Source organism: Klebsiella sp. RHBSTW-00215 (assembly GCF_014103785.1).
GTDB lineage: Bacteria > Pseudomonadota > Gammaproteobacteria > Enterobacterales > Enterobacteriaceae > Klebsiella.
Genome location: NZ_JABXQS010000001.1, coordinates 1,229,387 through 1,246,553, shown reverse-complemented (window position 1 = coordinate 1,246,553; position 17,167 = coordinate 1,229,387). Strand labels below are relative to the sequence as shown.

The following is a 17,167-nucleotide window of genomic DNA, read 5'->3' as shown; positions in this document are numbered from 1 at the left end:
GGGTCTCGTGATTTATGCTGCAAATAATTCATTCAGGAATGCATCATCTCGTATCAGCGTATAGCTTTAGGTAATATGTGCCAAATTTTGCCGAATCTGGAGAGTTGCAATGCGTGGTGATTTCTACAAACAGTTAACCAATGACCTGGATACCGCGCGCGCGGAAGGGTTGTTTAAAGAAGAACGGATTATCACTTCGGCGCAGCAGGCGGATATCACCGTCGGCGGGAGCCAGGTGATTAACTTCTGCGCCAATAACTATCTGGGTCTCGCGAACCACCCGGAGCTGATTGCCGCCGCGAAAAGTGGAATGGACAGCCACGGTTTCGGCATGGCCTCCGTGCGCTTTATCTGCGGTACTCAGGACAGCCATAAAGTGCTTGAGAAGAAGCTGGCGGATTTTCTCGGTATGGAAGACGCGATTCTGTACTCTTCCTGCTTTGACGCTAACGGCGGCCTGTTTGAAACCCTGCTCGGCGCAGAAGACGCGATTATCTCCGATGCCCTGAACCATGCGTCAATCATCGACGGCGTGCGCCTGTGCAAAGCGAAGCGCTTTCGCTACGCCAACAACGACATGCAGGAGCTGGAAGCTCGCCTGAAAGAGGCTCGCGAAGCGGGCGCTCGTCATGTGCTGATCGCCACCGACGGCGTATTCTCAATGGATGGCGTCATTGCCAACCTGAAAGGCGTTTGCGATCTGGCGGATAAATACGATGCGCTGGTCATGGTCGATGACTCTCACGCCGTTGGCTTTGTCGGTGAAAACGGTCGCGGCTCTCATGAGTACTGCGATGTGATGGGCCGGGTCGATATCATCACCGGTACCTTAGGCAAAGCGCTGGGCGGCGCGTCCGGCGGCTATACCGCAGCGCGTAAAGAGGTTGTTGAGTGGCTGCGCCAGCGTTCTCGCCCGTATCTGTTCTCTAACTCGCTGGCTCCGGCGATTGTTGCCGCTTCGATTAAAGTGCTGGAGATGGTGGAATCGGGCAGCGAGCTGCGCGACCGTCTGTGGTCCAACGCGCGTCTGTTCCGTGAAAAAATGAGCGCCGCAGGCTTTACCCTGGCGGGCGCCGATCACGCCATTATCCCGGTGATGCTCGGTGAAGCCTCCGTGGCGCAGGCGTTCGCGCGCGAGTTGCAAAAAGAAGGTATTTACGTCACTGGATTCTTCTATCCGGTGGTACCAAAAGGCCAGGCGCGTATTCGCACCCAGATGTCTGCGGCGCATACCCCTGAACAAATTGAACGTGCGGTGGAAGCCTTTACCCGCATCGGTAAACAACTGGGCGTGATTGCCTAAGGGTGTGAGATGAAAGCGTTATCCAAACTGAAGGCGGAAGAAGGCATCTGGATGACCGACGTACCGGAACCGGAAGTCGGCCACAACGATTTGCTGATTAAAATCCGCAAGACCGCAATTTGCGGTACCGACGTGCATATCTACAACTGGGATGAGTGGTCGCAAAAAACCATTCCGGTCCCGATGGTTGTGGGTCATGAATACGTGGGCGAAGTGGTGGGTATCGGTCAGGAAGTGCGCGGCTTTAAGCTTGGCGATCGCGTTTCCGGCGAAGGGCATATTACCTGCGGCCACTGCCGTAACTGCCGCGCCGGGCGCACGCATTTGTGCCGCAACACGACGGGCGTCGGCGTAAACCGTCCGGGCTGCTTTGCTGAATATCTGGTGATCCCGGCGTTTAACGCGTTCAAGATCCCGGACAATATCTCTGACGATCTGGCGTCGATTTTCGACCCGTTTGGTAATGCCGTTCATACCGCGCTCTCTTTCGACCTCGTCGGTGAAGACGTGCTGGTCTCCGGCGCAGGCCCGATTGGCGTGATGGCGGCGGCAGTGGCGAAACACGTCGGTGCACGTAACGTGGTGATCACCGATGTGAACGAATACCGTCTGGAACTGGCGCGCAAAATGGGCGTCACCCGCGCGGTAAACGTGGCAAAAGAGAACCTTAACGATGTGATGGCCGAGCTGGGCATGACTGAAGGTTTTGATGTGGGCCTGGAGATGTCCGGCGCACCGCCGGCGTTTCGTACCATGCTGGATACCATGAACCACGGCGGGCGTATTGCCATGCTTGGCATCCCGCCGTCAGATATGTCTATCGACTGGACCAAGGTGATTTTCAAAGGGCTGTTTATCAAAGGGATTTACGGTCGCGAAATGTTTGAAACCTGGTACAAAATGGCTGCGCTTATTCAGTCTGGATTGGATCTCTCGCCGATCATCACACATCGCTTTGGCATTGATGACTTCCAGCAGGGCTTCGACGCCATGCGCTCCGGCCAGTCCGGTAAAGTAATTCTTAGCTGGGATTAATTCCACTCGAGTTGTATATAAAAAAAGCGCCTGCGGGCGCTTTTTTGAGAGTTGCCCTGCACTTTTCTGATTCTTAACCCACTCCGCACTTTTTCTAAATCGCTTTCTTGCCTATTCGTTTATACAGTCAGTTTAATCGTCGTTTAACCACACAAACACTATGCTTAAACTTTCTGTATGCTTATTGACCTGTAATTCATCTCGCTTATTGCGGGAGGTTTTACCACCTTTGAGCAAGGTGGCCGATGAAGTGATCGTCATCGACTCAGGCAGCACGGACGCCACGCTGCAGATTTGCCAACAATTCGGTCTTACTGTTCACCACCATCCTTATACCGCTCACGGCGCACAGATGAATTACGCGACATCCCTGGCCACCCATGACTGGGTGCTGTGTATGGATAGCGATGAAATTCTCGATGATGATGTCGTGGCGGCTATTCTGGCGCTGAAAGCTGGTGATGAACCTGCACCTGACTGCGCATGGCGTCTGCCGCGCTACTGGTTCGTTTTGGGTGAAGAGGTGCGAACCATTTACCCGGTCTCATCGCCGGATTTTCCCGTGCGTTTATTTAATCGTACCGTTGCGCGCTTTAACGATAGACCGGTCGACGATCAGGTTGTCGGCTATAAGCATGCCAGCAAGCTGCCAGGCTTCGTGCGCCACGATACCTTCTACTCCCTGCATGAAGTGTTCAATAAGCTCAATAGCTATACTACGCGGCTGGTTAAATACCAGAAGGTCAGGCCGTCGATTGGGCGCGGGATGATCAGCGCGATTGGCGCTTTCTTTAAGTGGTATCTGTTCAGCGGGGCGTGGCGCAAGGGGAAAGTTGGCGTAGTCACCGGGCTGTACGCGACCTTCTACAGCTTTCTCAAATACTTCAAGGCCTGGTACGCCCATCAGGATAAGCAGGAACCCGTGGCGGAAAAGCGCCCGGATTCCCGGCAAATTTAGTTGGTGGGGTTATCCCAGCCCTGCCACTTCAACTGGTAGTACTGCACCAGAGCACTCTGGCTGATGCTTTCGCTCAGGATGGTAAAGAAGCGACTGGCGTTGACCGGCTCAGGCGGACGCTTCGGTTTGCACAACTTCACGCCGCGGAACGGGTTGCGCGGCGGCTGTGCAGGCGGCGGCGCGATATTCGGCGTTGAGGTATCGACCTGCGGTTCGTTGAGCAGGCTGCTCGGGCGTACCAGGGTTATATCCGGCGGCAGGTTGTACACCATCTGCTGCAGCACGCGCACCGTAGTTGGGTGCGGGTGGCCGATGGCGATAGCCGAACCGTTGCGCCGTGCCAGAGCGATTGCGCGGTTGAACTGATAGCGGATATCCGCTTCGTTCTGCGTGTCGTCGAGGAACACCTTGCGCTTGATCACCTTCACGCCGGTGCCCTGCGCCGCGCGCATGGCCTGAGTGTTGCCGATGGTGACGCTATCGAGGAAGTAAAGATTGTAGCGCTCCAGCGCCTGCATCACCTTTTGCATACCGAACAGGCTGGAGGTCATGGCGCTGCCCATATGGTTATTCAGCCCCACGGCATACGGCACCTTGCCATAGGCTTCGCGGATTATGCGCTCGATCTCGCTGCTGTTCATATCCGGGCGGAGCGTGTCTTTTTCCAGCGGTTGCTTACTGAGTGGTGCCATCGGCAGGTGGATCAGTACCTCATGACCGAGGTTATGCGCTTTGGTCGCCATTTCGCGGGCATGAGGAGCATTAGGGAGTACAGCGACGGAGATGTTGGCGGGCAGCGCCAGCACCTGGTTTTCCGTATGCGGACGATAGCCAAAGTCATCGATAACAATGGAGAGTTTGCCGGCAAAAGCCGGCGACGCCATAACCAGCGTAGTGGTTACCGCGAGTGCAATTGTGCGAAATTGAAGCAAAACTTATCTTCCCAACCACGGCTGTGGATTGACCGCCTGACCCTGGCGGCGAATTTCGAAATAGAGCGACGGACGGCCCTGACCGCCGCTGCTGCCTACGAGAGCAATCGGCTGGCCCGCCCGGACCTGAGTGCCGACGCTGACCAGCGCGCTTTGGTTATAGCCGTAAAGACTCATGTCGCCTTTGCCGTGTTCAACGACTACCACCAGGCCATAACCCTGCAGCCAATCGGCGAGAATGACCCGACCATCGGCAACGGCTTTGACCTCGGTGCCTTCAGACGCAGCGATAACCATCCCTTTCCAACGTAGTTCACCTTGCAGCTGTTCGCCATAGCGATGGAGAATTGATCCGCGTACTGGCCAAAATGCCTGGCCGCGAGGTGCGCCAAGACCGCCGGTTCGGGAGATCAGCGAGCGTTCGCTCTCGGTGGGTTTGTAGGTGGTACCTTTGCGCGAGGCTTCCTGCTGGCGATCGCGAACGCTTTGCGCCTCGCGGGCTTCACGCTCCGCGCGCGCTTTAGCTGCCGCTTCCGCCTGGGCGATACGACCGCGCAGGCGCGATTCGTTAGCCCGTAATTCGCTTAACTGCTGCTGGCCTTTCTGAATAGAGGATTCAAGGCTGGCGAGGGTCTTTTTACGCTCGTTACGCGCCTGTTCCAGCTTGTTTTGCTGGGCGCGTTGTTCGTAAACCAGAGTTTGCTGCTGGCTTTGTTTCTCTTCCAGCATGGTTTTTTGCACCGCCACGTCTTCGCGGGTCTGCTTGAGCTGGGCGATGGTTTCCTGACGCGCCTGGTTCAGATAGCCAAAATAGGCTTGGAGACGCTGATTACGCTGCCCCTCCTCACCGCTAAGGATCATCTGGATGCCGGTATGTGGCCCTTGACGAAATGCAGCATCAAGCTGTGCAGAGAGATTGCGTTCCTGCGACGCACGCTGACGTTCCAGCTTAGCGAGCGCGGCGTTCATTTCGTCGATCTGCTTATTCAGCTGGTTCAGGGTGTTCTGGGTTTCACGCAGTTGACGCGCGGCGGCGGAGATGGCTTCTTCCTGTGCTCTAAGCTGGTCGAGCAGGGAAGAACGCTGCTGCTGCTGTTGTTTAATCGCCCGCTGTTTGGCGGCGATATCGGCCTGAATAGATTTCAGCTGGTCGCGGTCATCGGCATGGGCAGATGCGGCGCACAGCAATACGCCAGCGCTAAGCGCGCTGGCGTACAGGACGGACCGAACTGCCGTTGCGATCCATGTATTTGAATAAGTCGCCTTTCCCCTCATGGGGAAGGATTATTCCACGATGAACAGCGGCTTGCCAGTCATCTCTTGCGGGATTTCCATTCCCATCAGCGTCAGCATGGTTGGCGCGATGTCGGAAAGTTTACCGCCGTTAGCGACTTTCACGTTTTTATCGCCAACGTAAATCAGCGGAACAGGCAGGTTGGTGTGAGCGGTGTGCGCCTGGCCAGTGGCCGGGTCACGCATCTGCTCGGCGTTGCCGTGGTCTGCGGTGATCAGCAACTGACCGCCGACGGATTCAACGGCTTTGGTCACCTGATCGATGCAGTGATCCAGAGTTTCAACCGCTTTGACTGCCGCTTCCATCACGCCGGTGTGGCCAACCATATCGCCATTCGGGTAGTTACAGATGATGGTGTCGTACTGACCGCCAGTGATAGCAGCAACCAGTTTTTCGGTCAGCTCAGCGGAGCTCATTTCCGGCTGTAGATCGTAGGTCGCGACTTTCGGCGAGTTGATCAGAATGCGCTCTTCGCCTTTGAACGGCTCTTCAACGCCGCCGTTAAAGAAGAAGGTCACGTGCGCATATTTCTCTGTTTCGGAGATACGCAGCTGGGTTTTGTCGTTTTTCGCCATCCACTCGCCGAAGGTGTTCGCCAGCGAGGCCGGTGGGTAAGCACAGGCAACTTTGATATCGGCGGCGTATTCGGTCAGCATCACGAAATCGAGGTTAACGACTTTCTTACGCGCAAAGCCGTCGAAATCGGCGTTGACGAAGGCGCGGGTGATTTCACGGGCGCGGTCGGCGCGGAAGTTCATGAAAATCATCGCATCGCCGTCTTCCATTGCCGCATCGGCCTGGCCTTCAGCGCGGATAACGGTCGCTTTAACGAATTCGTCATTTTCATCACGCGCGTAAGCAGCCTGCAGGCCTGCAACGGCGGTATCAGCCTTGAACTCGCCCTTCGCCAGAGTCATCAGATCGTAAGCGTGTTCAACGCGATCCCAGCGGTTGTCGCGGTCCATGGCGTAGTAGCGGCCAATGATTGAGGCGATGCGGCCTTTGCCCAGAGCGGCAAATTTGTCTTCGAAACGAGCCAGCGTCTTTTCAGCACTGCGCGGCGGGGTATCACGACCGTCGAGGAAAGCGTGCAGGTAGATTTTTTCTGCACCGCGCTCAGCGGCCAGTTCAACCATCGCCAGGATGTGATCTTCGTGGCTGTGAACGCCGCCCGGAGACATCAGGCCCATGATATGCACAGCTTTGCCTGCGGCAACGGCTTTATCAACCGCTGCGGTCAGCACCGGGTTGGCGAAGAAGGTGCGTTCTTTAATTTCAACGTCCAGACGGGTCAGGTCCTGGTACACGATACGGCCTGCGCCAAGGTTGACGTGGCCCACTTCGGAGTTGCCCATTTGACGATCCGGCAGACCCACTTCCAGGCCGGAAGCATCAATCAGGGTATGCGGACGTTTCGCCCACAATGCATCCATAACGGGGGTTTTAGCGCTGTAAATAGCGTTATCCTGCTGGTCTTCGCGGTAGCCGTAGCCATCCAGAATCACCAGTACCATAGGTTTTTTAGAAACCGACATTGCGACAACCTCATGCTCAAAGACAGAAAATTTGCGTAATTTTACTACAGCTGAATCGATCAAATCACCGTAAAAGATCAAAGAAAGGGATCGGTCAGGCCGCATTGCTCCACAGGGAGCAGTTTTTTTTCGTGACGGACCGCAGAAAATACATTACATCGCGCTCACTGGCTGTATTTGCTGCAATGCACAGGTATACTCCTTCCCTGGTTTTTTTTATCACTTAGTCGGGAGTTGTAACCCCCCATGCAAGAAATTATGCAATTCATCGGCCGTCACCCCGTCCTGAGCATCGCGTGGGTCGCGCTGCTGGTGGCGGTGCTGTTCACCACTTTTAAAGGGCTGATGTCGAAAGTTAAAGTCATTACCCGTGGTGAAGCGACGCGTCTGATCAACAAAGAAGACGCCGTGGTTGTCGACCTGCGTCAGCGTGACGATTTCCGTAAAGGCCATATTGCTGGCTCCATCAACCTGCTGACGAGCGATATCAAAGCAAATAACGTCGGTGAGTTGGAAAAGCACAAATCGCAACCCATTATAGTGGTAGACGGTTCCGGTATGCAGGCACAAGAACCCGCCAGCGCGCTGAACAAAGCCGGTTTTGAAAAGGTCTTCGTACTGAAAGAAGGCATCGCAGGCTGGAGCGGCGAGAACCTTCCGCTGGTACGCGGTAAATAATTTACCCGCGTCTTTATGACGCAGCGCGTTTCCCCCCAAGGGAAGAATGATGCTGCGGCGTAAAACCCTCGGGGGTAAAAACAGGAGTGAAGTCATGGCCAATATTGATATCTATACCAAAGCGACCTGCCCGTTCTGCGTGCGTGCGAAAGCGCTGCTGAAGAGCAAGGGCGTGACGTTCAACGAGTTGCCAATCGATGGCAATGCTGCGAAGCGTGAAGAGATGATTCAGCGCAGCGGTCGGACGACGGTTCCGCAGATTTTTATTGATGCGCAGCACATTGGCGGCTGTGACGACTTGTACGCGCTTGATTCACGTGGTGGACTCGATCCCCTCTTGCGCTAATTTTTGCGCCCATCCCCATTGGACAGGCGTACTTAAGGACAACACGAAAGGGTTTTACTATGTCAGAACAAAACAGCACCGAAATGACTTTCCAGATCCAGCGTATTTACACCAAAGATATTTCTTTCGAAGCGCCAAACGCTCCGCAAGTTTTCCAGAAAGATTGGCAGCCGGAAGTTAAACTTGATCTGGATACGGCTTCCAGCCAGCTGGCTGAAGGCGTGTATGAAGTGGTGCTGCGTGTCACCGTAACTGCTTCCCTTGGCGAAGAAACTGCATTCCTGTGTGAAGTACAACAGGGCGGTATTTTCTCCATCGAAGGCATCGACGGTACCCAGATGGCGCATTGCCTCGGTGCATACTGCCCGAACATTCTGTTCCCGTATGCTCGCGAATGCATCACCAGCCTGGTTTCTCGCGGTACCTTCCCGCAACTGAACCTTGCGCCAGTGAACTTCGATGCGCTGTTTATGAACTATCTGCAGCAGCAGTCTGGCGAAGGTGCTGAACAACATCAGGATGCCTGATGAACGCGCTTAACGCTGCAATGACTGTGATCGGTGCCGGCTCTTACGGCACCGCTCTTGCCATCACCCTGGCAAGAAATGGTCACCATGTTGTCCTGTGGGGCCATGACCCGAAACATATTGCGACGCTGCAGCACGATCGCTGCAACGCTGCATTCCTCCCTGACGTCCCTTTCCCTGATACGCTGCATCTGGAAAGCGATCTGGCGATCGCGCTGGCTGCCAGCCGCGATATCCTGGTCGTTGTGCCGAGCCATGTTTTTGGCGAAGTGCTGCGGCAGATTAAACCGCTGATGCGCGCTGATGCACGCCTGGTTTGGGCGACAAAAGGCCTCGAAGCAGAAACCGGACGCCTGTTGCAGGACGTAGCGCGTGAAGCGCTGGGCGATGATATCCCGTTGGCGGTGATTTCCGGCCCGACTTTTGCCAAAGAGCTGGCCGCAGGCCTTCCGACAGCTATCTCGCTGGCGTCTACGGACCCGCAGTTTGCTGACGATCTGCAGAGTCTGTTGCACTGCGGCAAGAGCTTCCGCGTCTACATCAACCCGGATTTCATCGGCGTTCAGCTTGGCGGCGCGGTGAAAAACGTTATCGCCATCGGCGCCGGGATGTCTGACGGCATAGGCTTTGGCGCCAATGCCCGTACCGCGCTTATTACGCGCGGATTAGTTGAGATGTCTCGCCTCGGAGAAGCGCTTGGCGCCGATCCGGAAACCTTTATGGGAATGGCGGGCCTTGGCGATCTGGTGCTGACCTGTACCGATAACCAATCACGTAACCGCCGCTTCGGCATGATGCTCGGTCAGGGCATGGATGTGCAAGGCGCGCAGGATAAGATTGGTCAGGTGGTTGAAGGCTACCGCAATACCAAAGAAGTTCGCGTTCTGGCACAGCGTTTAGGCGTTGAAATGCCAATAACCGAGGAAATTTATCAGGTATTGTATTGCGGAAAAATTGCGCGCGAGGCAGCATTGACCTTATTAGGTCGTGCACGCAAGGACGAGCGTAGCAACTAACTGCGATGGAACCTGGATCACCTGAATGACCCGGCCAGCAAAGAACTGGCCGGTCATTATTATATCGCCTGGAGTCAGCAATGCCGTGTGAAGAACTGGATATCGTCTGGAATAATATTAAAGCCGAAGCCCGGGCTTTAGCTGACTGTGAGCCGATGCTCGCCAGTTTCTACCACGCTACGCTGCTCAAGCACGAAAACCTCGGCAGCGCCCTGAGCTATATGCTGGCGAACAAACTGGCTTCCCCGATTATGCCCGCCATCGCGATTCGTGAAGTGGTGGAAGAGGCGTACGCCGCCGACCCGGAAATGATTGCCTCCGCTGCCTGCGATATTCAGGCCGTGCGCACCCGCGACCCGGCGGTGGATAAATACTCGACGCCGCTGCTATACCTCAAAGGATTCCACGCGCTACAGGCTTATCGTATCGGCCACTGGCTGTGGAACCAGGGGCGTCGGGCGCTGGCGATTTTCCTGCAAAATCAAGTTTCCGTCTCGTTCCAGGTGGATATCCACCCGGCAGCGAAAATTGGCCGCGGGATCATGCTTGACCACGCCACCGGCATTGTCGTCGGTGAAACGGCGATCATTGAAGATGATGTGTCGATTCTGCAATCGGTGACCCTTGGCGGTACCGGTAAAACCAGCGGCGATCGTCACCCGAAAATTCGCGAGGGCGTGATGATTGGCGCCGGGGCGAAGATCCTTGGCAATATTGAAGTCGGGCGCGGGGCAAAAATAGGCGCTGGTTCGGTAGTGCTACAGCCGGTACCGCCGCATACCACCGCCGCAGGCGTTCCTGCCCGCATTGTGGGCAAGCCGGAGAGCGATAAGCCCGCGATGGATATGGATCAGCACTTTAATGGGATACATCATACTTTTGAGTATGGCGACGGGATTTGATTGATTACCCGGAGGCGATGCTGCGCATCTGTCCGGGCTACAACACTGAGCGCTGTCTGGTCGCCCGGACAGGCGCTACGCGCCGCCCCCGGGAGAAAGCTAGCTCAGCTGCGTAATACTGCGCCCGGATACCCCAGCTGGCGCCAGGCTTCATACACCACCACCGACACCGCATTTGACAGATTCATGCTGCGGCTGTCCGGCATCATCGGAATACGGATTTTTTGCGCTGCGGGCAGGGCGTCAAGAATGCTGGCAGGCAGGCCGCGAGTTTCCGGGCCAAACATCAGAAAATCACCGTCCTGATAGCTCACCGCGCTGTGCGCTGGCGTACCTTTGGTGGTCAGGGCAAACAGACGCTGCGGCTTTGCGCTTTCCACAAATGCCGCATAATTAGCATGACGCTGAACGGCGGCGAACTCGTGGTAATCCAGCCCGGCGCGGCGTAGGCGCTTATCGTCCCAGGCAAAGCCCATCGGTTCGATGATGTGTAGATTGAAGCCAGTGTTAGCGCACAGGCGGATAATATTCCCGGTGTTCGGCGGGATTTCTGGTTCGAATAAGACGATGTTAAGCATGCTGCCCCCTTAATTGCGGGGGGCAGAATAGCAGATATTTGGCGAACCCTCACTCCGCTCTCTTTCTGAATGGGAGAGGGAGAAAACCTGCCTGCTCAGCGCAGAGGATTGCTTCCCTCGCCCCTTTGGGGAGAGGGCCAGGGTGAGGGGAGAAAGCCGCAGATTACGCCGCATTCCCCGCCTTGATAACGTCAAATGTCCGCAGCGCATCGGCGTTTTGCACCAGAGAATCGCGGCTGATCTCACCGATAGTTTTCGCGCCGGTCAGGGTCATCGCCACCTTCATCTCTTTCTCAATCAGGTTCAGCAGATTTGCCACCCCTTGCTTACCGTGGGTCGCCAGCGCATACAGATAGGCACGTCCCAGCAGCACGCTATCCGCACCTAGCGCAATCATGCGCACGACATCGAGGCCGTTGCGAATACCGCTGTCGGCGAGAATGGTGATATCGCCCTTCACCGCGTCAGCGATCGCGGGCAGGGCGCGGGCGGAGGAGAGCACGCCATCAAGCTGGCGGCCACCGTGGTTCGAGACCACAATCCCATCAGCGCCAAAGCGCACTGCGTCGCGCGCATCTTCTGGATCTAGGATCCCTTTGATCACCATCGGGCCGTCCCAGAATTCGCGGATCCACTCGAGGTCTTTCCAGGAAATCGACGGATCGAAGTTATTCGCCAGCCAGCCAATGTAATCTTCAAGGCCAGTTGGTTTGCCGAGGTAGGCGGAGATATTGCCTAAATCGTGCGGGCGGCCGTTTAAACCAACGTCCCACGCCCACTGCGGATGGGTCATCGCCTGCCAGTAGCGACGCATCGCCGCGTTCGGGCCGCTCATTCCGGAGTGTGCATCGCGATAGCGCGCGCCGGGTGTCGGCATATCGACGGTAAAAACCAGCGTTGAACAGCCCGCCGCTTTGGCGCGCTCCAGCGCGTTGCGCATAAAACCGCGATCGCGCAGGACGTAGAGCTGGAACCACATTGGGCGCTTGATGGTCGGGGCGACTTCCTCAATCGGGCAAACGGAAACGGTGGAGAGCGTAAAGGGAATACCTTTCTCATCCGCCGCGCCCGCTGCCTGCACTTCACCGCGGCGTGCGTACATTCCGCACAGGCCGACAGGGGCCAGCGCCGTTGGCATTGAAAGCTTTTCGTTAAACAGCGTGGTTTCCAGACTCAGATCCGACATGTTCTTCAGTATCCGCTGGCGCAGGGCCACATCGGACAAGTCTTCAACGTTGCGGCGCAGGGTGTGCTCGGCGTAAGCGCCGCCGTCGATGTAGTGGAAAAGAAACGGTGGCAGGATACGCTGTGCGGCGGCGCGATAGTCGCTGGCGGCGGAAATAATCATCACAAGTTCTCCCTGGAATTGTCGTTATGGTCACCGGGCAGGCGGGTAATTCGCGCCTGGCGGGCCTGGTCTTCATCAAAACGTTTGATCGTGGCGTGGACAAAGCCCAAATGGGCCATCATCGCCTGTCTGGCACCTTCAGGATCGCCGGCGATAATTGCCTCCATCACCGCCTGGTGCTGTTCGGTCAGGCGAGCGAAGACCGGCGGGACGAGGTACATCCGTTGGCGGCTCTCCTTGACCGAGGATTGTAAGAGGTCGAAAAAGCCGCGCATGGTTTGCAGCAGCACCACGTTGTGCGAGGCTTCGGCAATCGCCAGATGGAAGCGCACGTCGGCCTGCGAGGCCAGATCCGGGTCTTCACTCTGGGTCGCTTCAAAACAGAGGCGGATTTTCTCTTTCTCGGCCTCAGTCGCCCGCATCGCCGCATGCCAGGCAGTGCTGGCCTCGATGGCGTGGCGGGCTTCGAGGATATCGAAACTGTAATCGGGGTCGTCGGCGAGCAGCGTTTTCAGCGGCTGAACGATATTTTGCTCCGACCATGGTTCGTGCTGCCAGCGGACAAAAGTGCCGCCGCCGCGACGGCTGAGCAGCACCCCTTCATTCACCAGCATCGCCAGCGCTTCACGCAGTGAATTGCGCGAGACGCCAAGCTGAGCGGCGAGCTGGCGTTCGGCGGGCAATCGCATGCCCGCCTCCAGGTTTTGTTCTTCAATCAGCGCCCGCACGCGACGAACGACGTCATCGGCAAGGCGTTTTGGCATCACTATCACGGAATCATCCAGGTTAAGACATACGCCTGCAGCGTGGTAATCACGCCGACCATACAGGTGAAAATCAGGCTATGTTTCACGGTAAAGCGGAACAGGTCAGACTCTTTACCCACCAGGCCGACCGCCGCACAGGCGATGGCGATGGATTGTGGCGAAATCATTTTGCCGGTCACGCCGCCGGTGGTGTTCGCGGCGACCAGCAGGATATCGGAGACGCCAATCTGTTGAGCTGCGGTGGCCTGTAGCGCGGCAAACAGCGCGTTAGACGATGTATCCGAACCGGTCAGGAATACCCCCAGCCAGCCGAGGAACGGCGAGAAGAAAGTAAACGCGTGGCCAGTGTGCGCCAGCGCGAGGGCCAGAGTTGAGGATAGCCCGGAATAGTTGGAAATAAAGGCGAACGCCAGCACCATGCCGATGGAGTATATCGGCAGCGCCAGTTCCTTCAGCGTGCTGCCGAAGGTCGAGATCGCGTCTTTCGGCTTCATGCGCAGCCAGACGATGGAAAGCAGCGCGGCGAACAGAATGGCGGTACCCGTGGCGGAGAGCCAGTCGAACTTATAGACCGCGGCATACGGCGTGGCTTCGCTGACCACTGGCGGCATACGGGCCACCATCTTGTCGAGGAACGGCACGGAAATATTAATGACAAAGTCGTACATTGCGCCACCCGGAGCGAACAGCGCTTTGAACGGCGGCACGCTCCACAGGGTCACGGTGGCGGTCAGGAACAGGAACGGTGACCATGCGCGGACAACCTGTCCCGGCGTGTAGCGAGTGCGCGCCAGAGTCATATCGACCTGCGACGCGCCCATATCGCCGAAGCGGAAGATGCGCACCGGCTGCCAGCGTTTGAGGAACAACGTCAGGCAGACCAGTGATACCAGAGAAGAGATGATATCCGGCAGTTCCGGGCCGAGGAAGTTAGAGCTGAGGTACTGAGCGATAGCAAAGGAGCCACCGGCGACCATAACCGCAGGCCAGGTCTCTTTAATCCCGCGCCAGCCGTCCATAATCGCCATGATCCAGAACAGCACGATGATGGTCAGGAACGGCAGCTGGCGGCCAACCATCTGGCCGATTTCAAAGCTGTCCAGCCCCGTAACCTGCCCGGCGACCAGAATCGGAATGCCCATCGCACCAAACGCCACCGGCGCGGTGTTGACGATCAGGCACAGGCCAGCGGCATACAGCGGGTTAAAGCCAAGCCCTACCAGCAATGCAGCGGTAATGGCGACCGGTGCGCCAAAACCAGCGGCTCCCTCAAGAAACGCGCCGAAGGAGAAGCCGACGATGAGCATTTGCAGGCGCTGGTCCGGGGTAATCGACAAAATCGATGAACGGATAATGTCGAACTGCCCGGTTTTCACCGAGATTTTATAGACGAACACCGCGGCGATGATAATCCACGCGATGGGCCAAAGGCCGTAGAAGAAGCCGTAAATGACGGAAGCCAGCGCATGGTCAACCGGCATTTTGTAGAACAGCAGGGCGACGGATAGCGCAATCAGCACGGTCCAGGTGGCGGCGACGTACCCCTTCAGCTTGAGCTTAATCAGGGCAAAAAAGAAAAACAGAATTGGTAGCGATGCGATAAGACTCGATAGCCAGATGTTACCGGCCGGATCGTAATTTTGTTGCCAGAGGTTCATGCAGGTCTCCATCGGGCCGCCATGATGTCATGCTGAGTCTTATGCTCTTTGCAAGGTCACATCATTTGTAAAATTGGCCCAGCCAAATTGCGATTGTAGGATTAACGACAACGAATGGTTAATCAAATGTTATTTGTGAGCAATATTAATGTGACTAAAAATGATGGATATGTGAACCGCTGAGGGATTTAGCAAATAATTGGTAGGACCAATCTGTTGGAGAGAGAGGGCATTTGAAACATAGCCTGGCCCGGAGACGGTGCTTGGCGCGCATTGGCCGGACTACCCGCTTGCAGGCGGCAGCCCGGTCAGCGTAGCGCTTATTCGTCCGCTTCTTTCACCCAGATGCGCATTTCGCCTTCGCCACGGTTGGCCCAGCTAAACCACGGGATAAAGGTCAGGGTCTGTTGCTGACGGGTGGACGGGGCGCGGTCGTAATTCCACAGCGCCTGGTTTTCGGCATTTTCCGCCGTTTGCTTATACCCCGGAGCCTGGAGGAGCGTCTTGTGAGCAAAAATCCCTTTGCCTTCAAATGCGCTGAACTGCGCATCGCGCGGCAGTTGCAGGTTATGCAACTGCTCGCCGTTATCTGCCTGTTCCAGGCAATAAACCAGCGGGCCGCGCTGGACGGCGACCTGGCCTGCCTGATGGCGCACCAGCGGATTACCGTAAATACGCCTTACCGGCATCGGCAGCGTTAACACCAGCGTGTCGCCTTCCTGCCAGCGATGGCTAATGTGCAGATAGCCTTTACGTACATCCTGCGCTACCGCCACGCCGTTAAGCGTCACCTGCGGCTTATCGCACCAGTCCGGCAGACGCAGTGCCAGGGTGTGATTGATCGGGGTGGATGAATCGATGGCAATTTTCACCTGCTCCTGCCACGGATAGTTGCCACTAATGCGCAGACGCAGCGTCTCATTGCCAACCGGGATCTCGGCGCTGTTGCCGACATACAGGTTGATGTACAGCGCGTCGTCATGCGGCGTGTAGATGTAGTGGCCCAGCGAGGTCAGCACGCGGGCGATGTTCGGCGGGCAGCAGGCACAGCCGAACCAGCGCTGGCGAACGGGCTTCACGTGGTCGTAAATATGGTTGAATTTTAATGACTTTGGATGCACTTCCAGCGGGTTAACGTAGAAGAAGTGTTTGCCGTCCAGCGCCATTCCGCCCAGCACGGTGTTATACAGCGCGCGCTCCATTACGTCGGCGTACTGGCTGTCGGCTTCCATTTCCAGCATTCGGCGGGCAAACATCATCAGGCCGATGGAGGCGCAGCTTTCGGCGTATACCGTGTCGTTTGGCAGGTCGTAGTCGCTGCTGAAGGCCTCCCCGCTGCTCTGCGAACCGATGCCGCCGGTAATATACAGCTGGCGCTGAGCCATATTGTTCCACAAACGCAGGCAGTCCTGACGCTTGCCTTCGTCCTGGCTTAAGCGGGCGAGATGAGCGACGCCGGTCATCAGATAGACAAAGCGCACCGCGTGGCCGATGGCGACCGGCTGCTCGGAAATCGGCTGATGCGCCTGGCTGTAGGGTTTGTCTTTAACCATCCACGCCGGGCCGTAGGTGTTCCAGTAGGAGGTTTGGCCGCGTTTTTCATATTCGATATCGTAAAAATGCGGCTGGGTTCCGCGCTCCTCAACGAAGTAGTTCACCAGCGACATGTAGCGCGGCTCCTGGGTCACGTCGTACAGGCGCATTAACGCCAGCTCGATTTCTGGGTGGCCAGGGTAGCCGTGCAGCTGCTTCTCTCCGGGGCCAAATACGCTATCGATATGGTCAGCCAGGCGGCACACCACCTCCAGCAGGCGGCGCTTGCCGGTGGCCTGGAAGAAGGCGACGCCCGCTTCAATCATATGCCCGGCGCAGTACAGTTCGTGGCATTCGGCGAGGTTGGTCCAGCGTTCTTCTGGTGCTTTAACCGTGAAGTAGGTATTCAGGTACCCGTCTTCGCACTGGGCGGCGGCCACCAGTTCAATGACCTCATCTGCGGTCTTTTCCAGCTCGGCGTCCGGTTTCTGGCACAGCGACCAGGCCACGGCTTCCAGCCATTTCGCCACGTCGCTATCCTGAAAGACCATGCCGTAGAATTCGCCCGCCTGTTGTCCGGCGGCGATGCGGAAGTTTTCTATTGCATGGCTTGGATCCGCCTCCTCGATGCGGTCATTAAGCGCATCCCACTGGTAGGGGATGACGACATCGCGCACTAGTTGCTGGTACTGGCCGAGGAACGGGTCGTTAATTTTCAGTTTGTGCAGATTGACTTCCATAACAGACATGACGGACT

The 17,167-nt window shown here is 56.7% G+C and carries 16 protein-coding genes; 8 read left to right on the top strand and 8 right to left on the bottom strand.

Translation table 11 applies throughout. The annotated features are described in order from the left end of the window. Positions 1-109: 109 nt before the first annotated feature. The 3 genes from kbl (at position 110) to HV127_RS05985 (ending at position 3,296) form a co-directional block, all read left to right on the top strand. Positions 110-1,303, top strand: a complete 1,194-nt coding sequence (kbl, locus tag HV127_RS05995; protein WP_182235295.1) for a glycine C-acetyltransferase — start codon at positions 110-112, stop codon at positions 1,301-1,303. Between the two features lie 9 nt (positions 1,304-1,312). Beyond that, entirely contained in the window at positions 1,313-2,338 is a 1,026-nt protein-coding gene (gene tdh, locus HV127_RS05990) for an L-threonine 3-dehydrogenase (protein ID WP_004855475.1), read from the top strand. Positions 2,339-2,498: 160 nt separating this feature from the next. Then, positions 2,499-3,296 carry a glycosyltransferase family 2 protein gene (locus HV127_RS05985; RefSeq protein WP_182235294.1) on the top strand — a complete coding sequence of 266 codons (798 nt, stop codon included), beginning with the start codon at positions 2,499-2,501 and terminating at the stop codon, positions 3,294-3,296. Here the strand turns inward: HV127_RS05985 and HV127_RS05980 are convergent. Genes HV127_RS05980 through gpmM form a run of 3 tightly spaced genes read right to left on the bottom strand, consistent with a single transcriptional unit; the run spans position 3,293 to position 7,057 of the window. Continuing rightward, positions 3,293-4,228, bottom strand: a complete 936-nt coding sequence (locus HV127_RS05980) for a divergent polysaccharide deacetylase family protein (protein WP_182235293.1) — start codon at positions 4,226-4,228, stop codon at positions 3,293-3,295. The genes HV127_RS05985 and HV127_RS05980 overlap by 4 nt on opposite strands. 3 nt (positions 4,229-4,231) lie before the next feature. After that, on the bottom strand, positions 4,232-5,503 hold the full coding sequence (gene envC, locus HV127_RS05975) for a murein hydrolase activator EnvC (RefSeq protein WP_110276982.1): 1,272 nt from the start codon (positions 5,501-5,503) through the stop codon (positions 4,232-4,234). Positions 5,504-5,512: 9 nt separating this feature from the next. Further along, a complete protein-coding gene (gpmM, locus tag HV127_RS05970; protein WP_182235292.1) occupies positions 5,513-7,057 on the bottom strand; it encodes a 2,3-bisphosphoglycerate-independent phosphoglycerate mutase in 1,545 nt (514 codons plus the stop codon). Between the two features lie 246 nt (positions 7,058-7,303). Between gpmM and HV127_RS05965 the strand changes: the two genes are divergently transcribed. The 5 genes from HV127_RS05965 to cysE all read left to right on the top strand — a co-directional run bounded on the left by HV127_RS05965 (position 7,304) and on the right by cysE (position 10,526). After that, the gene (locus tag HV127_RS05965) at positions 7,304-7,735 is read left to right on the top strand and encodes a rhodanese-like domain-containing protein (RefSeq protein WP_110276983.1); all 432 of its coding nucleotides are present in this window, start codon (positions 7,304-7,306) and stop codon (positions 7,733-7,735) included. 94 nt (positions 7,736-7,829) lie between these two features. Further along, complete coding sequence (gene grxC, locus HV127_RS05960) at positions 7,830-8,081, top strand: glutaredoxin 3 (protein ID WP_110276984.1); 252 nt, start codon at positions 7,830-7,832, stop codon at positions 8,079-8,081. Positions 8,082-8,140: 59 nt separating this feature from the next. Then, a complete protein-coding gene (gene secB / locus HV127_RS05955; RefSeq protein ID WP_110276985.1) occupies positions 8,141-8,608 on the top strand; it encodes a protein-export chaperone SecB in 468 nt (155 codons plus the stop codon). Continuing rightward, positions 8,608-9,624 (top strand): NAD(P)H-dependent glycerol-3-phosphate dehydrogenase, encoded by a 1,017-nt coding sequence (gene gpsA, locus HV127_RS05950; RefSeq protein WP_181484459.1) that lies wholly within the window; start codon positions 8,608-8,610, stop codon positions 9,622-9,624. Before secB ends, gpsA begins: the two co-directional genes overlap by 1 nt. 80 nt (positions 9,625-9,704) lie before the next feature. Further along, the gene (gene cysE, locus HV127_RS05945) at positions 9,705-10,526 is read left to right on the top strand and encodes a serine O-acetyltransferase (RefSeq protein ID WP_110276987.1); all 822 of its coding nucleotides are present in this window, start codon (positions 9,705-9,707) and stop codon (positions 10,524-10,526) included. A 104-nt stretch (positions 10,527-10,630) separates the two neighbouring features. Here the strand turns inward: cysE and trmL are convergent, their stop codons facing one another. The 5 genes from trmL to HV127_RS05920 form a co-directional block, all read right to left on the bottom strand. After that, positions 10,631-11,104, bottom strand: coding sequence for a tRNA (uridine(34)/cytosine(34)/5-carboxymethylaminomethyluridine(34)-2'-O)-methyltransferase TrmL (gene trmL, locus HV127_RS05940; protein WP_182235291.1), 474 nt, complete (start codon positions 11,102-11,104; stop codon positions 10,631-10,633). A 163-nt stretch (positions 11,105-11,267) separates the two neighbouring features. Next, a complete protein-coding gene (gene lldD, locus HV127_RS05935; RefSeq protein WP_112215940.1) occupies positions 11,268-12,452 on the bottom strand; it encodes an FMN-dependent L-lactate dehydrogenase LldD in 1,185 nt (394 codons plus the stop codon). Further along, positions 12,452-13,225: a transcriptional regulator LldR gene (gene lldR / locus HV127_RS05930; protein ID WP_110276990.1), complete on the bottom strand. Its 774-nt coding sequence runs from the start codon at positions 13,223-13,225 to the stop codon at positions 12,452-12,454. Before lldR ends, lldD begins: the two co-directional genes overlap by 1 nt. Further along, positions 13,222-14,877: an L-lactate permease gene (gene lldP, locus HV127_RS05925; protein WP_110276991.1), complete on the bottom strand. Its 1,656-nt coding sequence runs from the start codon at positions 14,875-14,877 to the stop codon at positions 13,222-13,224. The genes lldR and lldP overlap by 4 nt, the downstream gene beginning before the upstream one ends. Positions 14,878-15,197: 320 nt before the next feature. Further along, a complete protein-coding gene (locus HV127_RS05920) occupies positions 15,198-17,159 on the bottom strand; it encodes a glycoside hydrolase family 127 protein (RefSeq protein WP_182235290.1) in 1,962 nt (653 codons plus the stop codon). Between the last annotated feature and the right edge of the window lie 8 nt (positions 17,160-17,167).